The organism is Ferrovibrio sp., assembly GCF_965278975.1.
Lineage (GTDB): Bacteria > Pseudomonadota > Alphaproteobacteria > Ferrovibrionales > Ferrovibrionaceae > Ferrovibrio.
On sequence record NZ_OZ257126.1, the window covers coordinates 1,020,772 to 1,038,332 of the forward strand.

At 64.4% G+C, this 17,561-nt stretch carries 16 protein-coding genes; 8 read left to right on the plus strand and 8 right to left on the minus strand.

Going from position 1 to position 17,561, the window contains the following annotated elements:
- Position 1: 1 nt before the first annotated feature.
- Complete coding sequence (locus ACQY7X_RS04825) at positions 2-1,156, minus strand: acyl-CoA dehydrogenase family protein (RefSeq protein ID WP_428248724.1); 1,155 nt, start codon at positions 1,154-1,156, stop codon at positions 2-4.
- A gap of 158 nt (positions 1,157-1,314) precedes the next feature.
- Between ACQY7X_RS04825 and ACQY7X_RS04830 the strand changes: the two genes are divergently transcribed.
- The 3 genes from ACQY7X_RS04830 to ACQY7X_RS04840 are packed head-to-tail and all read left to right on the plus strand — an operon-like array spanning position 1,315 to position 4,913.
- The gene (locus ACQY7X_RS04830; RefSeq protein ID WP_428248725.1) at positions 1,315-2,235 is read left to right on the plus strand and encodes an SDR family NAD(P)-dependent oxidoreductase; all 921 of its coding nucleotides are present in this window, start codon (positions 1,315-1,317) and stop codon (positions 2,233-2,235) included.
- Between the two features lie 18 nt (positions 2,236-2,253).
- Positions 2,254-3,705 (plus strand): hydroxymethylglutaryl-CoA synthase family protein, encoded by a 1,452-nt coding sequence (locus ACQY7X_RS04835; protein ID WP_428248726.1) that lies wholly within the window; start codon positions 2,254-2,256, stop codon positions 3,703-3,705.
- Between the two features lie 2 nt (positions 3,706-3,707).
- Positions 3,708-4,913 (plus strand): acetyl-CoA acetyltransferase, encoded by a 1,206-nt coding sequence (locus tag ACQY7X_RS04840; RefSeq protein WP_428248727.1) that lies wholly within the window; start codon positions 3,708-3,710, stop codon positions 4,911-4,913.
- 145 nt (positions 4,914-5,058) lie between these two features.
- Here ACQY7X_RS04840 and ACQY7X_RS04845 read toward each other — a convergent pair whose 3' ends face one another.
- Positions 5,059-6,600, minus strand: coding sequence for an acyl-CoA synthetase (locus tag ACQY7X_RS04845; RefSeq protein WP_428248728.1), 1,542 nt, complete (start codon positions 6,598-6,600; stop codon positions 5,059-5,061).
- A 16-nt stretch (positions 6,601-6,616) separates the two neighbouring features.
- Entirely contained in the window at positions 6,617-8,173 is a 1,557-nt protein-coding gene (locus ACQY7X_RS04850; protein ID WP_428248729.1) for a long-chain-fatty-acid--CoA ligase, read from the minus strand.
- Positions 8,174-8,273: 100 nt separating this feature from the next.
- On the opposite strand from ACQY7X_RS04850, the gene ACQY7X_RS04855 reads away from it, so the two are divergent.
- Entirely contained in the window at positions 8,274-9,065 is a 792-nt protein-coding gene (locus ACQY7X_RS04855; RefSeq protein ID WP_428248730.1) for an enoyl-CoA hydratase/isomerase family protein, read from the plus strand.
- A 3-nt stretch (positions 9,066-9,068) separates the two neighbouring features.
- Here ACQY7X_RS04855 and ACQY7X_RS04860 read toward each other — a convergent pair whose 3' ends face one another.
- The 5 genes from ACQY7X_RS04860 to ACQY7X_RS04880 form a co-directional block, all read right to left on the minus strand.
- The gene (locus ACQY7X_RS04860; protein ID WP_428248731.1) at positions 9,069-10,448 is read right to left on the minus strand and encodes an MATE family efflux transporter; all 1,380 of its coding nucleotides are present in this window, start codon (positions 10,446-10,448) and stop codon (positions 9,069-9,071) included.
- On the minus strand, positions 10,448-11,053 hold the full coding sequence (locus tag ACQY7X_RS04865) for a TetR/AcrR family transcriptional regulator (protein WP_428248732.1): 606 nt from the start codon (positions 11,051-11,053) through the stop codon (positions 10,448-10,450). The genes ACQY7X_RS04860 and ACQY7X_RS04865 overlap by 1 nt, the downstream gene beginning before the upstream one ends.
- A 93-nt stretch (positions 11,054-11,146) precedes the next feature.
- Positions 11,147-11,284, minus strand: coding sequence for a hypothetical protein (locus ACQY7X_RS04870; protein ID WP_428248733.1), 138 nt, complete (start codon positions 11,282-11,284; stop codon positions 11,147-11,149).
- Positions 11,268-12,275: a cytochrome d ubiquinol oxidase subunit II gene (gene cydB / locus ACQY7X_RS04875; RefSeq protein ID WP_428248734.1), complete on the minus strand. Its 1,008-nt coding sequence runs from the start codon at positions 12,273-12,275 to the stop codon at positions 11,268-11,270. Before cydB ends, ACQY7X_RS04870 begins: the two co-directional genes overlap by 17 nt.
- Positions 12,272-13,699, minus strand: a complete 1,428-nt coding sequence (locus ACQY7X_RS04880; protein WP_428248735.1) for a cytochrome ubiquinol oxidase subunit I — start codon at positions 13,697-13,699, stop codon at positions 12,272-12,274. Before ACQY7X_RS04880 ends, cydB begins: the two co-directional genes overlap by 4 nt.
- A 181-nt stretch (positions 13,700-13,880) precedes the next feature.
- Here ACQY7X_RS04880 and ACQY7X_RS04885 point away from each other — a divergent pair, with 181 nt between their 5' ends.
- From ACQY7X_RS04885 to ACQY7X_RS04900, 4 genes are all read left to right on the plus strand, one after another.
- The gene (locus ACQY7X_RS04885) at positions 13,881-14,378 is read left to right on the plus strand and encodes a PAS domain-containing protein (RefSeq protein WP_428248736.1); all 498 of its coding nucleotides are present in this window, start codon (positions 13,881-13,883) and stop codon (positions 14,376-14,378) included.
- A gap of 168 nt (positions 14,379-14,546) precedes the next feature.
- Entirely contained in the window at positions 14,547-14,972 is a 426-nt protein-coding gene (locus ACQY7X_RS04890) for a MarR family winged helix-turn-helix transcriptional regulator (protein ID WP_428248737.1), read from the plus strand.
- Complete coding sequence (locus ACQY7X_RS04895) at positions 14,965-16,068, plus strand: HlyD family secretion protein (RefSeq protein WP_428248738.1); 1,104 nt, start codon at positions 14,965-14,967, stop codon at positions 16,066-16,068. The genes ACQY7X_RS04890 and ACQY7X_RS04895 overlap by 8 nt, the downstream gene beginning before the upstream one ends.
- Positions 16,053-17,561, plus strand: a complete 1,509-nt coding sequence (locus ACQY7X_RS04900; RefSeq protein WP_428248739.1) for a DHA2 family efflux MFS transporter permease subunit — start codon at positions 16,053-16,055, stop codon at positions 17,559-17,561. Before ACQY7X_RS04895 ends, ACQY7X_RS04900 begins: the two co-directional genes overlap by 16 nt.

Below are 17,561 nucleotides of genomic sequence, written 5' to 3' on the forward strand. Positions count from 1 at the left end.
CTTACAGCGAGCGGCCGATGATCTCGCGCATGATCTCGTTCGAGCCGGCATAGATGCGGTGCACGCGGGCATCGGCGAAGGCGCGGGCGATGGGATATTCCCACATATAGCCGTAGCCGCCATGAAGCTGCACGCAGGTATCGACCACACGATTCTCCAGTTCCGACAGCCACCATTTGCACATCGCGGCGGTCGGCACGTCCAGTTCGCGGCGCATATGCTTGGCGATGCAGTCGTTGAGGAAAGTGCGCGCGACATGCACTTCCGTCTTCACTTCCGCCAGGCGGAAGCGGCTGTTCTGGAAATCCGCCAGCGGCTTGCCGAAGGCTTTGCGCTCGCGGGTATAGTTCAGGGTCATTTCATAAGCGGCTTCCATCACGCCGACAGCGGTGATGCCGACCAGCAGGCGCTCCTGCGGCAATTCGGTCATCAGCAGCGCGAAGCCGCGCCCTTCCTGGCCCAGCACATTGCTTACCGGCACGCGTACATCCTGGAAGAACAGTTCCGAGGTGTCCTGCGCCTTCATGCCGACCTTTTCCAGGTTGCGGCCACGGCTGAAGCCCGGCGTGCTGGCCTCCACCAGGATCAGGCTGATGCCCTTGGCGCCAGCCGAGGCGTCGGTCTTGCAGGCAACAATGATCAGGTCGGCCAGCTGGCCATTGGTGATAAAGGTTTTCTGGCCGTTGATGACATAGTGGTCGCCATCGCGCACGGCGGTGGTGCGGATGCCCTGCAGGTCGCTGCCCGCGCCCGGCTCGGTCATGGCAATTGCCGTGATGGTCTCGGCCCGCGCCATGCGCGGCAGCCATTTCTGCTTCTGCTCTTCCGAGCCGTGATGCAGGATATAGGGTGCCACGATATCGGAATGCAGGCGGAAGCCGGGGCCGGAATAGATGCCGCGCGCCATTTCCTCCACCATGATCGCGCTGGTGAGAAAATCGGCGCCGCCGCCGCCATATTCGGTCGGGATATTGGTCAGCAGCAGGCCATATTCCGCCGCTTTCTGCCACGCGCTGCGGTCCACCACGCCCTGTTCCTCCCAGCGCGCATGATGCGGCGCCACCTCGGCGGCAATAAACTTGCGCACGGTGTTGCGGAACAGTTCATGCTCCTCGGTATAGGCAGGCAGGTCGGACAGGGCTGCGGCGGCGGCCATGGAGCGTCTCCTTGGGGTTTCCTCAAACTTTGTGGCCGGCACTCTGCCCCGGCAGCATCGTTTCGTCAAATGAAATGGGATTTCGTAATTCTTGACTCAAGCCTCCCTAGGGTGCAAATCTAACAACTGATAGACTAATCAAAACCGGAGGAAACGGGATGAGCGGGAACGGAGCTCTCGACGGCAAGGTGGTTATTGTCACTGGCGCGGGGCGCGGCATCGGGCGCGAGATCGCCCTGCTGGCAGCGGCCGAAGGCGGCCGCGTGGTGGTCAACGACCTCGGCGGCGGCGGCGACGGCAGCGGCGCCAGCCAGGAGCCGGCGCAGGAAGTGGTCGATCTGATCAAGTCCAAGGGCGGCGAGGCGATTGCCAATTTCGACAGCGTGGCCGAACCCGCCACCGCCAACAACATCATCAAGAGCGCGCTGGACAAGTATGGCCGCCTTGATGGCGTGGTGAACAATGCCGGCATCCTGCGCGACTCGATCTTCCACAAGATGAGCGTGGCGGATTTCGAGATCGTGATCAAAGTGCATCTCATGGGCAGCTTCTATATGTCCCATGCGGCGGCCCGGCTGTTCCGCGAACAGAACAGCGGCAGCTTCGTGCATTTCACCTCCACCTCCGGCCTGGTGGGCAATTTCGGCCAGGCGAACTATGCCGCCGCCAAGCTCGGCATCGTCGGCCTGTCGAAGTCGATCGCGCTGGACATGCAACGTTTCAACGTGCGTTCCAATTGCGTGTCGCCGTTTGCCTGGAGCCGCCTGATCGGCGAAATCCCCACCAACACGGAAGCCGAAAAGCTGCGTGTGGCGCGGATGAAAGCGATGGGGCCGGAAAAGATCGCGCCCTTGAGCGTCTACCTGCTCGGCGATGCCGCCAAGGACGTGACCGGCCAGATCTTCGCCGTGCGCATGAACGAAATCTTCCTGATGGGCCAGTCGCGGCCGGTGCGCTCGGTACACCGCGCAGAAGGCTGGACCTGCCAGAGCCTGGCCGAACACGGTATGCCGGCGCTGAAGGGCTCTTTCTATGCCTTGGAGCGTTCCGCCGACGTCTTCTCCTGGGACCCGATCTGATTGCGGAGATAAGCACCAATGAGTCACGGCATTCTCAGTTTCGGCGCCTATATCCCCCGGCTGCGGCTGGCGCGGAAGGCCATAGCCGACGCCAATAGCTGGTTCAACGCGGCGCTGAAATCCCAGGCCAAGGGCGAACGCGCCATCTGCAACTGGGATGAAGACCCGGTGACCATGGCGGTGGAAGCCTGCCGCGATGCCCTGGCCGGCCAGGGCCGCAGCAACGTGAAGGCGCTGCGCTTCGCCTCCACCACCTTCCCTTTCCTCGACCGCCTGAATGCCAGTCTGGTGGCCGAGGCGCTGAGCCTGGATGAGGAAATCGGCGCCCAGGACCTCACCGGTACCCAGCGCGCCGCCACCACCGGCCTGTTGCAGGCTTTGCAGGGCCGTGAAACCGCCCTGCTGGTGGCTGCCGACAAGCGCGAAGCCAAACCCGCCAGCCCGGTGGAAATGGCCGCCGGCGACGGCGCGGCGGCTATACTGGTCGGCGAAGGCGATGCCATCGCCGTGCTGCTGGGATCGGCCACCCGCTCGGCGGATTTCGTTGATCATTACCGCACGGCCGAATCCGGCGGCGATTACGGCTGGGAAGAACGCTGGATCCGCGATGCCGGCTACAGCCAGATCGTGCCGCCGGTGATCAAGCGCTGCCTGGAGAAGGCCGGCAGGAACGCGGCTGACGTGACGCATTTCTGCATGCCCGCCGTGCTGCCCAAGCTGGCCAACACCATGGCCAAGGCGGCAGGCATCAATGACGCTGCGGTACGCGACAACCTGCATGCCGTGTGCGGCGAAACCGGCACTGCGCATCCGCTGCTGATGCTGGCCGCAGCCCTTGAGGAAGCCAAGCCGGGCGACCTGATCCTGGTGGTCGGCTTCGGCCAGGGCGCCGATGCACTGCTGTTCGAGGTGACGCCGGCACTCGCCAAGCTGCCGGCACGGCTCGGCGTGAAGGGCCATCTGGCACGCCGCCAGCCGGAGGCGAATTACAACAAGTTCCTCGCCTTCAACGACAATATGGAGCTGGAGCGCGGCATGCGCTCCGAAGTCGACAAGCAGACCGCCCTGTCATCGCTGTGGCGCAACCGCGCCGCCGTCACCAGCTTCATGGGTGGCGAATGCAAGCGCTGCGGCACCCTGCAATTCCCGATCAGCCGCATCTGCGTCAATCCGAATTGCAACGCCATCGACAGCCAGCAGCCGCATCCCTTCGCCGACAAGATCGGCAAGATCAATTCCTACACCGCCGACCGCCTCACCTATTCGCCGGATCCGCCCGCCTGCTACGGCATGATCCAGTTCGATGAGGGTGGCCGCTGGATGATGGACTTCACCGACATCGATGCCGGCGCGCTTGCCGTCGGCCAGTCGATGCGGATGATGTTCCGGGTCAAGGATGTGGATCACCAACGCGGCTTCCGCCGCTATTTCTGGAAAGCTGCGCCAGCCGCGGCAGCACAGGGGAGTTAAACATGCCAAAGGGTATTCGCGACAAGGTCGCCATTCTGGGTATGGGTTGCTCGAAGTTCGGCGAGCGCTGGGACATGGAAGCCCAGGACCTCATGGTTGAGGCTTATGCCGAAGCGCTGCAGGATGCCGGCATCGAGACCAAGCAGATTGATGCCGCCTGGCTCGGCACCGCCATCGAGGAACAGCATGTCGGCAAATCCGCCGTACCGCTCGCCGTCGGCCTGCGCCTGCCGTTCATCCCGGTAACCCGCGTCGAGAATTTCTGCGCCTCGGGCACCGAAGCCTTCCGTGGCGCGGTCTATGCCGTCGCCTCCGGCGCGGCGGATATCGCCCTGGCGCTCGGCGTCGAGAAGCTGAAAGACACCGGCTATGGCGGCTTGCCGCAGCGCGGCCGCGGCACGCTGAACAACCAGACCTGGCCGAATCTTTCCGCGCCCGGCAGCTTCGCCCAGCTCGCCGCCGCCTACCGCGCCAAGCATGGTTCCTCGCCCGAGGACCTGAAGCGCGCCATGGCGCATATTTCGGTGAAGAGCCACGATAACGGCGCCAAGAATCCGAAAGCGCATCTGCGCAACAAGATCACATTGGATACGGTGCTCAACGCACCGATGATTGCCGAGCCGCTCGGCCTGTTCGACTGCTGCGGCGTGTCGGATGGCGCCGCCTGTGCCATCGTCACCACGCCGGAAATCGCCCGCTCCCTGGGCAAGAAGGACCTGGTGAGCGTCAAGGCGCTGCAGCTTTCGGTCTCCAATGGCCTGGAAGCCCAGCATAACTCCTGGGATGGCAGCTACTTCGCCACCACGCGCATCGCCGCCAAGCGCGCCTATCAGGAAGCCGGTATCGAGAACCCGCGCGAGGAAGTCAGCCTGATCGAGGTGCATGACTGCTTCTCGATCACCGAACTGGTGACCATGGAAGATCTGCATATCTCACCGGAAGGCACGGCCATCCGTGATGTGCTGGATGGCTTCTATGATGCCGATGGCAGCGTTCCCTGCCAGATCGATGGCGGCTTGAAATGCTTCGGCCACCCGATCGGCGCTTCGGGCCTGCGCATGATCTACGAGATGTATCTGCAGATGCTGGGCCGCGCCGGTGAGCGCCAGCGCAAGCAGCCGCCGCGCCTCGGCCTGACCCACAATCTGGGCGGCTTCCCGCACCAGAATGTCTGCTCGATCTCCATCGTCGGCCGCTACGAAGGCTGATCGGTAACACGCCTAAACACAAAGCCCGGGATGAAAGTCCCGGGCTTTTTTATTACCCCCTTTTATCGTCACTCTCGCGAAAGCGAGAGTCCCATTAAGTCTTAAATGGGATTCCCGCTTTCGCGGGAATGACAAGTGATTAAAATCAAATCTTCCGGCCAGCCGCTTCCCAATAGGGATCGCGCAGGCGGCGCTTGAAGATCTTGCCGGAATCCTCGCGCGGCAGGTTCGCCCCGATCTCGATACGGCGCGGCACTTTGTAATCGGCGAGATGCTTCGCCAGTTCCTGGCGCAAGGCCGGTACATCCAGGGTAACGCCGGGACGCGGCTCCACCACGGCCAGCAGGCTTTCGCCGAATTCCTCATCCGGCACGCCGAACACGGCGCAATCCTGCACGCCCTCCAGCCCCACCAGCACGGCCTCGATTTCGGCGGGATAGATATTCACGCCACCGGAAATCACCATGTCGCGCTTGCGGTCGCAGATGAACAGATAGCCATCTTCATCCAGATAGCCGACATCACCACAGGTGACGAGGCCATCGAGATCGACCTCGGCGCGCTTCTCCGGCTTGTTGTGGTAGGTGAAATTCGGATAGCCCTCAATGCGGGCATAGATTTCCCCGATGCTGCCGATGGGCAGGGCTTTGAGCTGATCATCGACGATGCGGATTTCCGCGCCCGGCGAGGCACGACCCACCGTGCCGGGCTTTTTCAGCGCATCCTCCGGCAATGCGAAACTGACCGGACCGGTTTCAGTGCCGCCATAGAATTCATGGATGATCGGCCCCCACCAATGGATCATCGCGGTTTTCACTTCCGGCGGGCAGGGTGCGGCAGCATGGATGATGAATTTCAGCGACGAGATATCGTATTTGCGCCGTACATCCTCGGGCAGCTTGAGCAGCCGCACGAACATGGTCGGCACCATGAAGGCGGTATCGATGCGTTCTTCTTGCACCAGATGCAGGAATTCTTCCGGGTCGAAGCGCGATTGCAGCACCAGGGCGCCGCCGAGCCGGCCGGCGCGCACGGCAAAAGCATTCGGCGCCGAGTGATAGAGCGGGCCGGGCAGCAGCGCGCGCACGCCGGGCTTCACGCCATAGATCAGCGCCCGCATGGCGGTGGTGGCCTTTTCCTCAGCCGGGGTCGGCGCCATGCGGCGCACACCCTTGGGTGCGCCGGTGGTGCCCGACGTGTAGATCATGCTCTGCGGCGCCGGCAGGCTGGGGCCATCATAGGCCGGCTGCGAAGTGAGCCAGGTTTCAAGATCGAGCACGCCCTCGGGCGCTGCGCAATCCGCCGCCGCCAGCTTGTAGGCAGCCACCACTTCCTCCGGCGGCGGCGCCGAGAGCAACAGGCGCCCCGACAGGATTTCAGGCGCCACATGAGCGCGCAGCCGGTTCAGCAGGTCGGCATGGCCGATCAGCGCCTTGGCGCCGCTATCCTGCAGCACATAGGCGATTTCCTCCGGCTTGAAATGCCAGTTGACCGGCACGGCATAAGCCCCCAGCCGCATGATGCCGTAAGTCACTTCCATGAAAGCGATGTCGTTGCGCATCAGGATGGCAACGCAATCGCCCTGCGCGATGCCGAGCGCCCTGAAACCGCCGGCCAGGCGCTGCACCCGCGCCTCCACCTGCGCATCGGTGCGATTCTGCCTGCCGCTGACGATGCCCTGATGCACGCCGAATACTCCTGCCTTAATTGACCGACCGCGCGCGCCCTTCCCAGAAGGGCTTGCGCAATTCGGATTTCAGAATCTTGTTCGCCGCCGAAAGCGGGAAGCTGGTGCGGAACTCGACGCTGCGCGGAATCTTGAAGCCGCCAATAAGCTGGCGGCAATGTTCGATCAGTTCCTCGGCAGAGGCTTCGGCGCCGTCTTTCAGCGACACGGCGGCATGTACCGCCTCACCCCAAAGCTCATGCGGGATGCCGAATACGGCACATTCGCGTACCGCCGGATGTTTCAGGATCGCGTTCTCGACTTCCACCGTGTAGACGTTTTCGCCGCCCGACACGATCATGTCCTTCAGGCGGTCCATCACATAGACATAGCCATCGTCATCCATGTAGCCAAGATCGCCGGTATGCATGTAGCCGTTGCGGATCGCCTGGGCGGTAAGTTCCGGCTGTTGCCAGTAGCCGAGCATCACCGTGGCGCCGGCCACGGCAATTTCGCCGATCTCGCCGCGCGGCATTTCGCGGTCCTCTGCATCGACGATGCGCACATCGAGACCGAGCGCCGCTCGTCCACCCGAAGCCAGGCGATGCGCCACGCCGGGTTCCAGCGTGTGGTCCAGCGGGTCCAGATATGTGCAGGCTGGGGAAAGCTCGGTCATGCCATAAGCCTGGCTGAAGCGCACATGCGGCAGCCGCCGCATCAGCGCCTCCAGCGTTGCCGGCGGCATCGGCGCGCCGCCATAGCCGATCAGTTCCAGGGCCGAGAGGTCGTAGCTATCCAGTGTCGGCTCGTTCAGCACCATGGTCAGCATGGTCGGCACCATCGACACCATGGTGATGCGGTGATCATGCAGCGCACGCAGCAAAGCCGGAACGGTGAAGCGCGGGATCAGTACATGGGTGCCGGCGAGGATCGAGTTGGTGAATACGCGACTGCCGGCGGCGGCATGGTAGAGCGGCCCGGCATGCAGCCCGACCACATCGCGCAGGCCGCAATGGATGATCGAGTTGTAGGAATTGATATGCATGTTGGCATGGCTGAGCATCACGCCCTTGGAACGCCCGGTGGTGCCACCGGTATAGAACAAAACCGCCAGATCATCGCCGCCGCGCCCGGCATCTTCGCAGGGGCTGGCGGCGCGCAGCAGCGCCTCGTAATCCAGCAGGCCGGCAGGAAGCGTACCTTCGCCGGTGAAGATCACATGCCGCAGGCCCGGCGCCAGCGGGCGCAACTGTGCTACCTGGGCGGAGAATTCATCATCCACCAGCAGGATTTCGGCACCGCTGTCATTCAGCAGAAAGGCGGTTTCAGGCAGGGCATAGCGGGTGGAAACCGGCACGATCACACCGCCGGCCCACATCGTGCCGTAGTAGAATTCCAGATAGCGGTCGCTGGAATGCGCCAGCATGGCAACGCGATCACCGGGCTTCACGCCAAGCTGCCGCAGCACGGCGGCAAACCGCGCCACGCGGTCGGTGAATTCGGTCCAGGTCCAGCGCCTGTCGCCGAAAATCACCGCAGGATGCGCCGGCCGGATCTGCACCGCGCGATGCAGCGAGGCGGTCAGCCGCAGCATGCCGAATCCCTCCCTAGAGGACCATTGTTCATTGCCCGACAATTTCGCATAATGAAACGTCACTTCGCAAGTTCAATATGATCCCTGGGAGGATACGGCGATGAGTGAGCCGGGAACGACTGACGCCGTGGTGCTGGAGCGCCGGGGTGCCGTGGCCATGCTGCGGCTGAACGAGCCAAAATCGATGAACGCCCTGTCACCCACCATCAAGGCCGGGCTGAGCCAGCATCTGCCTGTGCTGCTGGAAGACGACAGCGTGCGCTGCCTGCTGATCACCGGCACCGACCGCGCCTTCTGTGCCGGCGGCGATATCCGCGCCATGGACGAGCGCGGCACGCTGCGCAGCCAGGCCCGTATGCGCGGCAACTACAACTGGCTGCTGCCGCTGCTCACCGCGCGCAAGCCGGTGATCACGGCGCTGAACGGTGCTGCTGCCGGCGCCGGCTTTGCCCTGGCGCTGACCGGCGATTATGTGCTGGCCTCCACCGAGGCACGCTTCCGGTCTGGCTTCTTCGGCATCGCCGCCGTGCCTGATCTCGGCCTCGCCTATACCCTGCCGCGCGCCGTCGGCATGCTGCGGGCCAAGGAAATCCTGTTCTCGAACCGCGATGTGGATGCCGAGGAAGCTTTGCGCATCGGCCTGGTGAGCCGCGTGATCGCAGCCGACAAGCTGACGGAAGAGGCCCTCAAGCTGGCGGAGCAGCTCGCCGCCGGCCCCACCGCCAGCTATGGCCTGGCGAAAGGCCTGCTGCAACGCGCCTATAACCTGCCGCTGGAAAGCTTCCTGGAAACCGAGGCCCTCACACAGACCACGGCTTTCGGCAGCGATGATATCGGCGAAGGCATTGCCGCTTTCAAGGGCAAGCGCAAGCCGGCCTTCCAGGGCAGGTAGAGGCTACTTTTTCGACCAATCGGTGAAATGGACGGTGGCGGCGGTGGCCAGGCCATAGGCCGCCATCGACACACCGGCCAGGGCAAACAGCGTCCAGACCGGGGCGCCGATCTGGCTCAGCCACCAGCCGCCCGCCGCCACCAGCACCAGCCGCAAGGTCGCGGTGAGCACCGGCCCGACGATGCGGCCGGCTCCCTGCGAGGCGAAATAAAGGCAGAGGCCGATACCGAAAAACGGGAAGCCGAAGCCGGCCGCCGTGAGATATTGCCGCGCTGCTTCCAGCACCGCCGGATCGCGGGTGAACAGTCCCGACCAGCTTTCCGGCGCGATCACCACCACCAGGCCGATCAGGCCGAGCGCGCTGGCGGCCACCGCACCGGCGGTCCAGGCCACCTTGCGCGCCCGCGCCACCGCACCGGCGCCCACCGCCATGCCCACCATCGGCACGCAGGCGACACCGACCGAGAAGGCAATCGGCACCAGCAGGAATTCCAGCCGCGCACCGATGCCATAGCCGGCCAGCGCCTCGGTGCCGAAACGCGCCACCAGGCCGGTGAAGATCAGCACGGTGAGCACCGATTGCAGCGGCGAGAGGCAGGCAATGGCGCCAACTTTCAGAATGTCGACGAACATGGCGCGCTGAAACGGCACGCCGCGGAAACGCAGCACCAGCCGCGAGCGGCCCGAAATCAGGTACCAGAGCAGCACCAGGGCCGCCAGGCCGAAGGCCGTCACCTGCGCGATGGCCAGGCCGATGATGCCGATGCCCGCGAAACTGCCAAAGCCAAGGCCGAGGAAGCCGCCCAGCAGCACCTGGAAACCGGCCAGCAGCAGGCCGAGCAGCGAAGGCATCGCCATATTGCCGGTACCGCGCAGCACGGAAGCCAGCGTGTTGAACAGCCAGATCGCCAGGGCACCGATGAACAGCGTGTTGGAATAGATCACCGCCTGTTCCAGCGTGCCGCCGCTGCCGCCCAACAGGCGGTAGATTGCGGGTCCTAGCGTGAGAAAGAACAGCGTGAAACCGGCCGCCGCGATCACCGCGATCGCAATGGCATGCAGCGCCAGGGCATTGGCCTTGGCAATGTCGCCGCCGCCAATGGCACGGCTGACGGCGGAGGAGACGCCACCGCCCATGGCACCCGCCGACATCATCTGCATCAGCATCACCATCGGGAAAGCCAGCGCCATTGCCGCCAGCGGCTCGACGCCCAGGCGGCCGACATAGGCAGTCTCGGCCACGGCGGCGAGCGCCGTCGCCAGCATGGCAATGGTGTTCGGCACCGTCAGCCGCAGCAAGGTCGAAAGAATCGGCGCGGTGATCAACTTCTCGCCCACCAACGGCGCCTTGACCGGCTTCTGCATCGGCTGCTGCATGTTCATCACACCACCTTCTGGCGCAGTTCCTGCCGCGCTGCTTCAAGCACCGCATCCGAAAGCGCCGGATCGGCAATGGCGCGCGACAGGGCGACGGCGCCGGCCATCTGCGCGATCAAGGCCAGGGCCTGCTGGCGCTTTTTCACTTCGCTGCCTTTGAGTTTGGCCGCCACGCGCCCGGCCATGCTGGCCACACCGGCATCGAAGGCGGCGCGGGCGGCGGGTGCTGCATGGGGCATGTGATTGATCAGCGTGGTGATCGGGCAGCCGCTGCCGGGATCGTCGCGGTGGCGGCGCGAAACATAACTGTCGATCCAGGCGGTCAGCGTGTCGCTTTCCGGGTCCAGCACCGCACGCGCCTCGCGCTTGGCTCGCGCGGTAGCGAACATCCAGGCAATGGCCTCGGCGATCAGCGCATCCTTCGATTCGAAATGGGCATAGAAGCCGCCATGGGTCAGTCCGGCTTCGCGCATCACCTCCAGCACGCCGACACGGCCCGGCCCCTCGGCGCGGATGGCACGCGCGGCGGCACGCAGCACCTTCTCATGGGTTTCCTGCTTGCGCGGACTGGGCAATGGACGGGTGTTACGGGCTGAAACGGTACGCGGCATGGCGGCTCCGGGAGTGAAATATGATAAATATCATATGATGATGATCATCATATTGGCAAGCCCACACCAGAGAATCGCTGAAACCGGCAGCTTTCAGCCCTTAAGCGCCCATTTGATCAGGTAGCCGACACTGGCGACGCTGAGTACGCCGCCGGCCCAGAGTGCTGCGAACCACAGCAGGCGCCGCGCCCATGGCTTGTTGGCGCCTTGTGCTTCAGTGATATCCGGCATGCTTGTCCACCTTGCCGCGGAACACCCAATAGGCATAGCCGGTATAGGCCAGGATGACCGGCAGCAGCACCAGCGCGCCGACCAGCAGGAAGCCCAGGCTGATATCCGGCGCGGCGGCATCCCAGATGGTGATGCTGGGCGGCAGCATCAGCGGCCAGAAGCTGATGCCGAGTCCGATATAGGACAGCACGAACAGCGCCAGCGCGGCGAGGAAGGGCTGCTTCTCGCGGCCTTTATCCCGCAGGCCGCGCCACAAGGCCCAGGCGGCAACCAGCACCAGCAGAGGCATCGGCGCGGTGAGTGCGATATTGGGCCAGGTGAACCAGCGCGCCAGGAACTTGGCATCGAGGAATGGTGTCCACAGGCTGACCACGCCAATCATGCCGACCAGCACGATGGCGAGCCGGCGGGCATAGCCATAGCAGCGCGCCTGGATCTCGCCATCGGTCTTGATGATCAGCCAGCAGGCGCCGAGCAGGCAGTAGCCGGCGGCCAGCGCGAAGCCGGTGGCGAGGCTGAACGGCGACAGCCAATCCCACCAACCGCCGGCATAGGCGCGGTCCACCACCTTGATACCCTGGATCAGGCCGCCGAGCGCGACCCCTTGAGTGAAAGCCGCCAGCACCGAGCCGATGGCGAAGGCATAATCCCACACCCGCTTCCAGCTCGTGGTGCGCCAGCGGAATTCAAAGGCGACACCCCGGAAGATCAGACCGAGCAGCATCAGGGTGATCGGCGCATACAGTGCCGGCAACACGATCGAGTAGGCCAGCGGGAAAGCCGCCAGCAGCCCGCCGCCGCCCAGGATCAGCCAGGTTTCGTTGCCGTCCCACACGGGTGCTACGGAATTCATCAGTGTGTCGCGTTCATCCTCGCGCTTGAACAGCGGAAACAGCATGCCGACGCCAAGGTCGAAGCCATCGAGGATGACATAAGCGATGATGGCAACGGCGATCAGGCCGGCCCAGATCAGCGGCAGGTCGAGCGTCATGGCGTGCCTCCCCCACTCATATTGGCATTGGCCTGATTCATCGCCGGCCCCGGCATGATGCCGGCCGAGCGGATCGGCGCCTCAGCCGCCGGTGCATGCAGATCATCGGGTCCGGGCCGTTTGCCCATCATGCGCAGCAGGTAGAAAATACCGGCGCCGAAAACGATGAAGTAGACGATGACAAAGGCGACCAGCGAGGCGGCAACGCCGGGCAGGCCGATGGGCGATACCGCATCCGCCGTGCGCAGCAGGCCGTAGATCACATAGGGCTGGCGGCCGACTTCGGTGGTAACCCAGCCGGCCAGCACCGCGATGAAGCCGCTCGGCCCCATCAGCAGGGCGGCCTTGTGCAGCCAGGGCAGATCATAAAGCAGACCGCGCCAGCGCAACAGCAAGGTGACGCCGCCGAGCAAAGCCATCAGCAGGCCAAGCCCGACCATGATGCGGAAGCTCCAGAACACCACATGGGCCGGCGGCCAATCCTGGCGCGGGAAATCCTTCAGGCCCTTCACCTCGCCCTCCCAGTCATGGGTCAGGATCAGGCTGCCGAGCTTTGGAATCGCGATGGCGTATTTGGTTTCGGCGGCATCGTTGTCGGGCCAGCCGAACAGGATCAGCGGCGCGCCGCGATGGGTGTCGTAATGCCCTTCCATCGCCGCCACCTTGGCCGGCTGGTGCTTCAGCGTGTTCAGCCCATGGAAATCGCCGGCAACGATCTGGATCGGCGCCACGATGGCCGCCATCCACATCGCCATGGAGAACATCACCCGCGCGGCGGCGTTCGATTTGTCTTTCAGCAGATGCCAGGCGCCAACCGCGCCGACCACGAAGGCGGTGGTGAGATAGGCCGCCAGCACCATATGCACCAGGCGGTAGGGGAAAGAGGGGTTGAAGATCACGGCCAGCCAATCGACCGGCACGAACTGGCCGTTGGCAGCGATTTCATAGCCGGTTGGCGTCTGCATCCAGCTATTCACCGCCAGGATCCAGAAGGCCGACAGAAACGTGCCGAAGGCGACCATGGCGGTGGCGAACATGTGCAGGCCCTTGCCCACCTTGTTCATGCCGAACAGCATGACGCCAAGGAAACCGGCTTCGAGGAAAAAGGCCGAGAGCACTTCATAGCCCATCAAGGGGCCGATCACCGGGCCGGCCCGATCGGAAAACACCGACCAGTTGGTGCCGAACTGGTAACTCATCACCAGGCCGGAGACGACGCCCATGGCGAAGCTGACGGCGAAAATCTTCAGCCAGAAGCGGAAGACCTGCAGATAGACAGCGCGGCCGGTCAGCAGCCACAGGCCTTCCAGCACCGCCAGATAGCTTGCCAGCCCGATGGTGAAGGCCGGAAACACGATATGGAAGGAGACGGTGAAGGCGAATTGCGCCCGCGCCAGAAACAGCGGATCGAACAGCACGTCCATGGTTCACCCCAGGCGTTGCCGCGGCACCGGGCCGCATGGATTATTCCACCACGTTCCCCTGTTGAAATCCATGGGTCATTACCCCGGCAGATTGCCGCGCGGCGGATCGTCGCAAGCATTAAGGGTTGTTTGCTACCTGTGGTCGACAGCACCGGCGCCGGATGCTTTACTCCAGGGACCAATGTCACCTCGCCCCGCCATAGAGCCGTTCACGCCCCGCAGCGCATCCGAGCTGCTGGAAAAGGGCGCGGATTATGCTGCGCTGTTCGAGTATTGGCAGCGCCTGCGCGGCGATGATGCATTGCCCGACTGGCGCCGCTTCGATCCGATCCAGATGCCCAGGCATCTCTCCCGCCTCTGGGCCATCGAGGTGCATGAGCCTTTCCGGCTGCGCTACCGCGTGGTCGGCACGCATATCTCCGCTTCCTATGGCCGTGATCCCACCGGACGCTGGGTGGATGACGTGTGGCCGCATTTCGGCCAGGAGCAGGGCGGCCGCTACCGCGAGGCCATCCTGCGCGCCGAACCCGCCTTTCGCCGGGGCAAGCCGCGCATGATGGTGCAGCGCGAATGGGGCATGATCGAGAATCTGTTGCTGCCCTTCCGCTTCGAGGGCCTGTTCGGCCTGGTGCTCGGCTATTCGCATCTCTACGACGCCGACGGACAGCAGATTTACTGAGCCGAAGCATGAAGCCAGGAGGCCAAGGCAGGCCCGCGCGTGACTGATTGGGCTTGCCAGATCATATACAAAGCTTATCATATACAGAGCAATCTATTTTTGTTCCCACTCCTTTTCCGTCCCCGTCCAATGCCCACAGAAAATCCCCAACAGCATGTCGGCTTCCTGATGCACGACGTGGCGCGCCTGCTGCGCAAGCAGTTCGAGCAGCGCGCCCGCGCCTTCGGCATGGGCTTCACCCGCGCCCATTGGTCGGTGCTGTCGCATCTCTCGCGCCATGAAGGCATCCACCAGGCCGGCCTGGCCGAAATCCTGGAAATCGAGCCGATCAGCCTGGTGCGGCTGCTCGACCGCCTGGAAAGCGACGGGCTGGTGGAGCGGCGGCCCGATCCGCGCGACCGCCGCACCCGCCGCCTCTACCTCACGCCGGCAGCGCATCCGGTGCTGACCAATATGCGCGCCCTTGGCGCGGCGGTGCGCCAGGAGGCCCTGGCCGGCATCAACCGGGCGGATCAGGAAAAGCTGGTTGCCGCGCTGCAGGTGATGAAGGCGAACCTCCTGCAAGGCGATGCGGAGGACGCCGGCAATGGATGAGGCCATCGAAATCAACGACGCATCAACGCGGCGGACCCGGCGCGGCAATGGCAGCCTGCGCGGCCTGCTGCTGCTCGGCCTGCCGCTGCTGGCAGCCCTTGCCGCCGGCTATCTCTATCTCCAGGGCGGCCGCTACATCACTGTCGACAACGCCTATATCCGCGCCGAGAAGCTGAACCTGGCACCGGAGGTGCCCGGCATCGTCAGCGCCGTGCTGGTGCGCGATAACGAGACGGTGCAGGCCGGCCAGGTGCTGTTCCGCCTCGATCCCGAGCCCTACCGCATCGCGCTGAACGGCGCCGAGGCACAGCTTGATGCCGTGCGCAACGAAATCGCCACCCTGCGCGCGCAATACCGCCAGGCCCTGGCCGAGATCAAGCAGGCGGAAGCCGACCTTGCCTATATGGAACGCGAGTTCAACCGGCAGCGCGACCTGGCCGAACGCCGCGTGGCAACGCAGCAGAAATTCGAGGATGCGCAGCGCAATCTTGATGTTTCGCGCCAGCGCATCCTGGTGCTGCGCCAGCAGGCGCAGGCGGTGCTGGCCGGCCTGGGCGGCAATCCTGACCGCCCGGCGGACGAGCATCCGCGCGTGCGCCAGGCCATGGCCCAGGTGGCCAAGGCCGAGCGCGACCTGCGCCAGACCAGTGTGACCGCGCCGACGGCGGGTACATTGGCCAACCTCGACGCCGTGCGCCTCGGACGCTATCTCGAAATCGGCCAGCCGGCGTTGAGCATCGTCGCCACCGCCGGCGCTTGGCTGGAAGCCAATCCGAAGGAAACCGATCTCGGCGCGATCAAGCCGGGCGATGCCGTGACCGTGGAAGTGGATGCCTATCCCGGCCGTGTGTGGCGCGGCGTGGTGGAAAGCCTGAGTCCGGCATCGGGGGCGGAATTCGCGCTACTGCCGCCACAGAATTCCAGCGGCAACTGGGTCAAGGTGGTGCAGCGCGTGCCGGTGCGCATCCGGTTGCAGCCCGAGCCCGGCGCGCCGGTGCTGCGCGCCGGCATGAGCGCCACGGCCAGCATCGACAGCGGCCGGCAGCGTAGCCTGACCGATACAACGGTGGCGCTGAGGCAATGGGCGGGTCTGTAGCCGCCCGTACTTCTCCCGGCGCTTCCGCCAGCGTGGCAGCGGTCACCGCCTGTGTGCTGGCGGCAACCGTGATGCAGTCGCTGGACATGACCATCGCCAATGTGGCCCTGCCCTACATGCAGGGCTCGCTTTCCGCCAGCCTGACCCAGATCAACTGGGTGTTGACCTCCTATATCGTCGCCGCCGCGATCATGACGCCGCCGACCGGCTGGCTCTCCTCGCGCTTCGGCCGCAAGCCGGTGTTCCTTGCCGCCGTGGCCGGCTTCACCATCGCCTCGCTGCTCTGCGGCATCGCCACCTCGTTGGAGCAAATGGTGGTGTTCCGCCTGCTGCAAGGCGTGTTCGGCGCGCCACTGGTGCCGTTGTCGCAATCGGTGCTGCTGGATATCTATCCGCGCGAGCGGCATGGCTATGCCATGGCGATCTGGGGCACCGGCGCCATGCTCGGCCCGATCATGGGGCCGACCCTGGGCGGCTGGCTGACCGAGCATTTCTCCTGGCATTGGGTTTTTCTGATCAACCTGCCGATCGGCATCCTCACCTTCCTTGGTCTTTCCGCCGCCCTGCCCTCAACACCGCCGGATGCCAGCAAGCGTTTCGACTGGTTCGGCTTCACCACGCTGAGCCTGGCCATCGGCGCGCTGCAATTGCTGCTCGACCGTGGCGAACAGCTTGACTGGTTCACCTCGCCGGAAATCGTCATCGAGGCAGCCCTCAGCCTGCTCGGCGCCTATCTCTTCACCGTGCATATCCTCACCGCGCGTAATCCCTTCATCGACCCGGCCATCTTCCGCGACCGCAATCTGGTGACCGGCCTGCTGTTCATCGCCGTGGTGGCCGGCGTCATGGTGACGACGCTGGCCCTGCTGGTGCCGTTCGCTCAAGGGCTGCTCGGCTATCCCGCCACCACGGTGGGCACCGTGATGATGCCGCGCGGCATCGGCACCATGGTGTCGATGATGCTGGTGGGCCGCATCATCGACCGCATCGACATGCGCATACCGCTGCTGATCGGCCTTGGCCTCACCGCCCTGTCGCTGCATGGCATGAGCCGCTTCAACCTGGAAAGCGGCGTCTTCGACCTCTACAGCACCGGGCTGTTGCAGGGCTTCGGCCTCGGCCTGGTGTTCACGCCGCTTTCGACCTTGAGTTTCGCCACACTGCCGGCGGCATATCGGCCACAGGGCACGTCGCTTTACAGCCTGCTGCGCAATACCGGTGCCAGCATCATGATCTCCAGCACGGTGTTCCTGCTCTCCACCAACCAGCGCCTGTTGCAGGCCGATCTGGTGCAGCATGTAACGCCGTTCAGCGACGTGGTGCGCTGGCTGCCCAATATCTGGAATCCGGCCCATGAGGCCGGGCGTGCCGCACTGGCGGCGGAAGTGACGCGGCAGACCATGATGATGGCCTATACTGACTGTTTCCGCCTGCTGATGCTGATTACCCTGGCTTCAATGCCGCTGGTGCTGTTCGTCCGCCAGCCGCGCTGA

Coding starts and splice junctions, on each gene's coding strand:
- ACQY7X_RS04840 (WP_428248727.1), top strand. CDS start 3,708: ATGCCAAAGGGTATTCGCGACAAGGTCGCCATTCTGGGTATGGGTTGC.
- ACQY7X_RS04870 (WP_428248733.1), bottom strand. CDS start 11,284: ATGCCGGATATCACTGAAGCACAAGGCGCCAACAAGCCATGGGCGCGG.
- ACQY7X_RS04895 (WP_428248738.1), top strand. CDS start 14,965: ATGGATGAGGCCATCGAAATCAACGACGCATCAACGCGGCGGACCCGG.
- ACQY7X_RS04835 (WP_428248726.1), top strand. CDS start 2,254: ATGAGTCACGGCATTCTCAGTTTCGGCGCCTATATCCCCCGGCTGCGG.
- ACQY7X_RS04850 (WP_428248729.1), bottom strand. CDS start 8,173: ATGCTGCGGCTGACCGCCTCGCTGCATCGCGCGGTGCAGATCCGGCCG.
- ACQY7X_RS04885 (WP_428248736.1), top strand. CDS start 13,881: ATGTCACCTCGCCCCGCCATAGAGCCGTTCACGCCCCGCAGCGCATCC.
- ACQY7X_RS04880 (WP_428248735.1), bottom strand. CDS start 13,699: ATGGACGTGCTGTTCGATCCGCTGTTTCTGGCGCGGGCGCAATTCGCC.
- ACQY7X_RS04890 (WP_428248737.1), top strand. CDS start 14,547: ATGCACGACGTGGCGCGCCTGCTGCGCAAGCAGTTCGAGCAGCGCGCC.
- ACQY7X_RS04830 (WP_428248725.1), top strand. CDS start 1,315: ATGAGCGGGAACGGAGCTCTCGACGGCAAGGTGGTTATTGTCACTGGC.
- ACQY7X_RS04860 (WP_428248731.1), bottom strand. CDS start 10,448: ATGAACATGCAGCAGCCGATGCAGAAGCCGGTCAAGGCGCCGTTGGTG.
- cydB (WP_428248734.1), bottom strand. CDS start 12,275: ATGACGCTCGACCTGCCGCTGATCTGGGCCGGCCTGATCGCCGTTGCC.
- ACQY7X_RS04900 (WP_428248739.1), top strand. CDS start 16,053: ATGGGCGGGTCTGTAGCCGCCCGTACTTCTCCCGGCGCTTCCGCCAGC.
- ACQY7X_RS04825 (WP_428248724.1), bottom strand. CDS start 1,156: ATGGCCGCCGCCGCAGCCCTGTCCGACCTGCCTGCCTATACCGAGGAG.
- ACQY7X_RS04865 (WP_428248732.1), bottom strand. CDS start 11,053: ATGCCGCGTACCGTTTCAGCCCGTAACACCCGTCCATTGCCCAGTCCG.
- ACQY7X_RS04855 (WP_428248730.1), top strand. CDS start 8,274: ATGAGTGAGCCGGGAACGACTGACGCCGTGGTGCTGGAGCGCCGGGGT.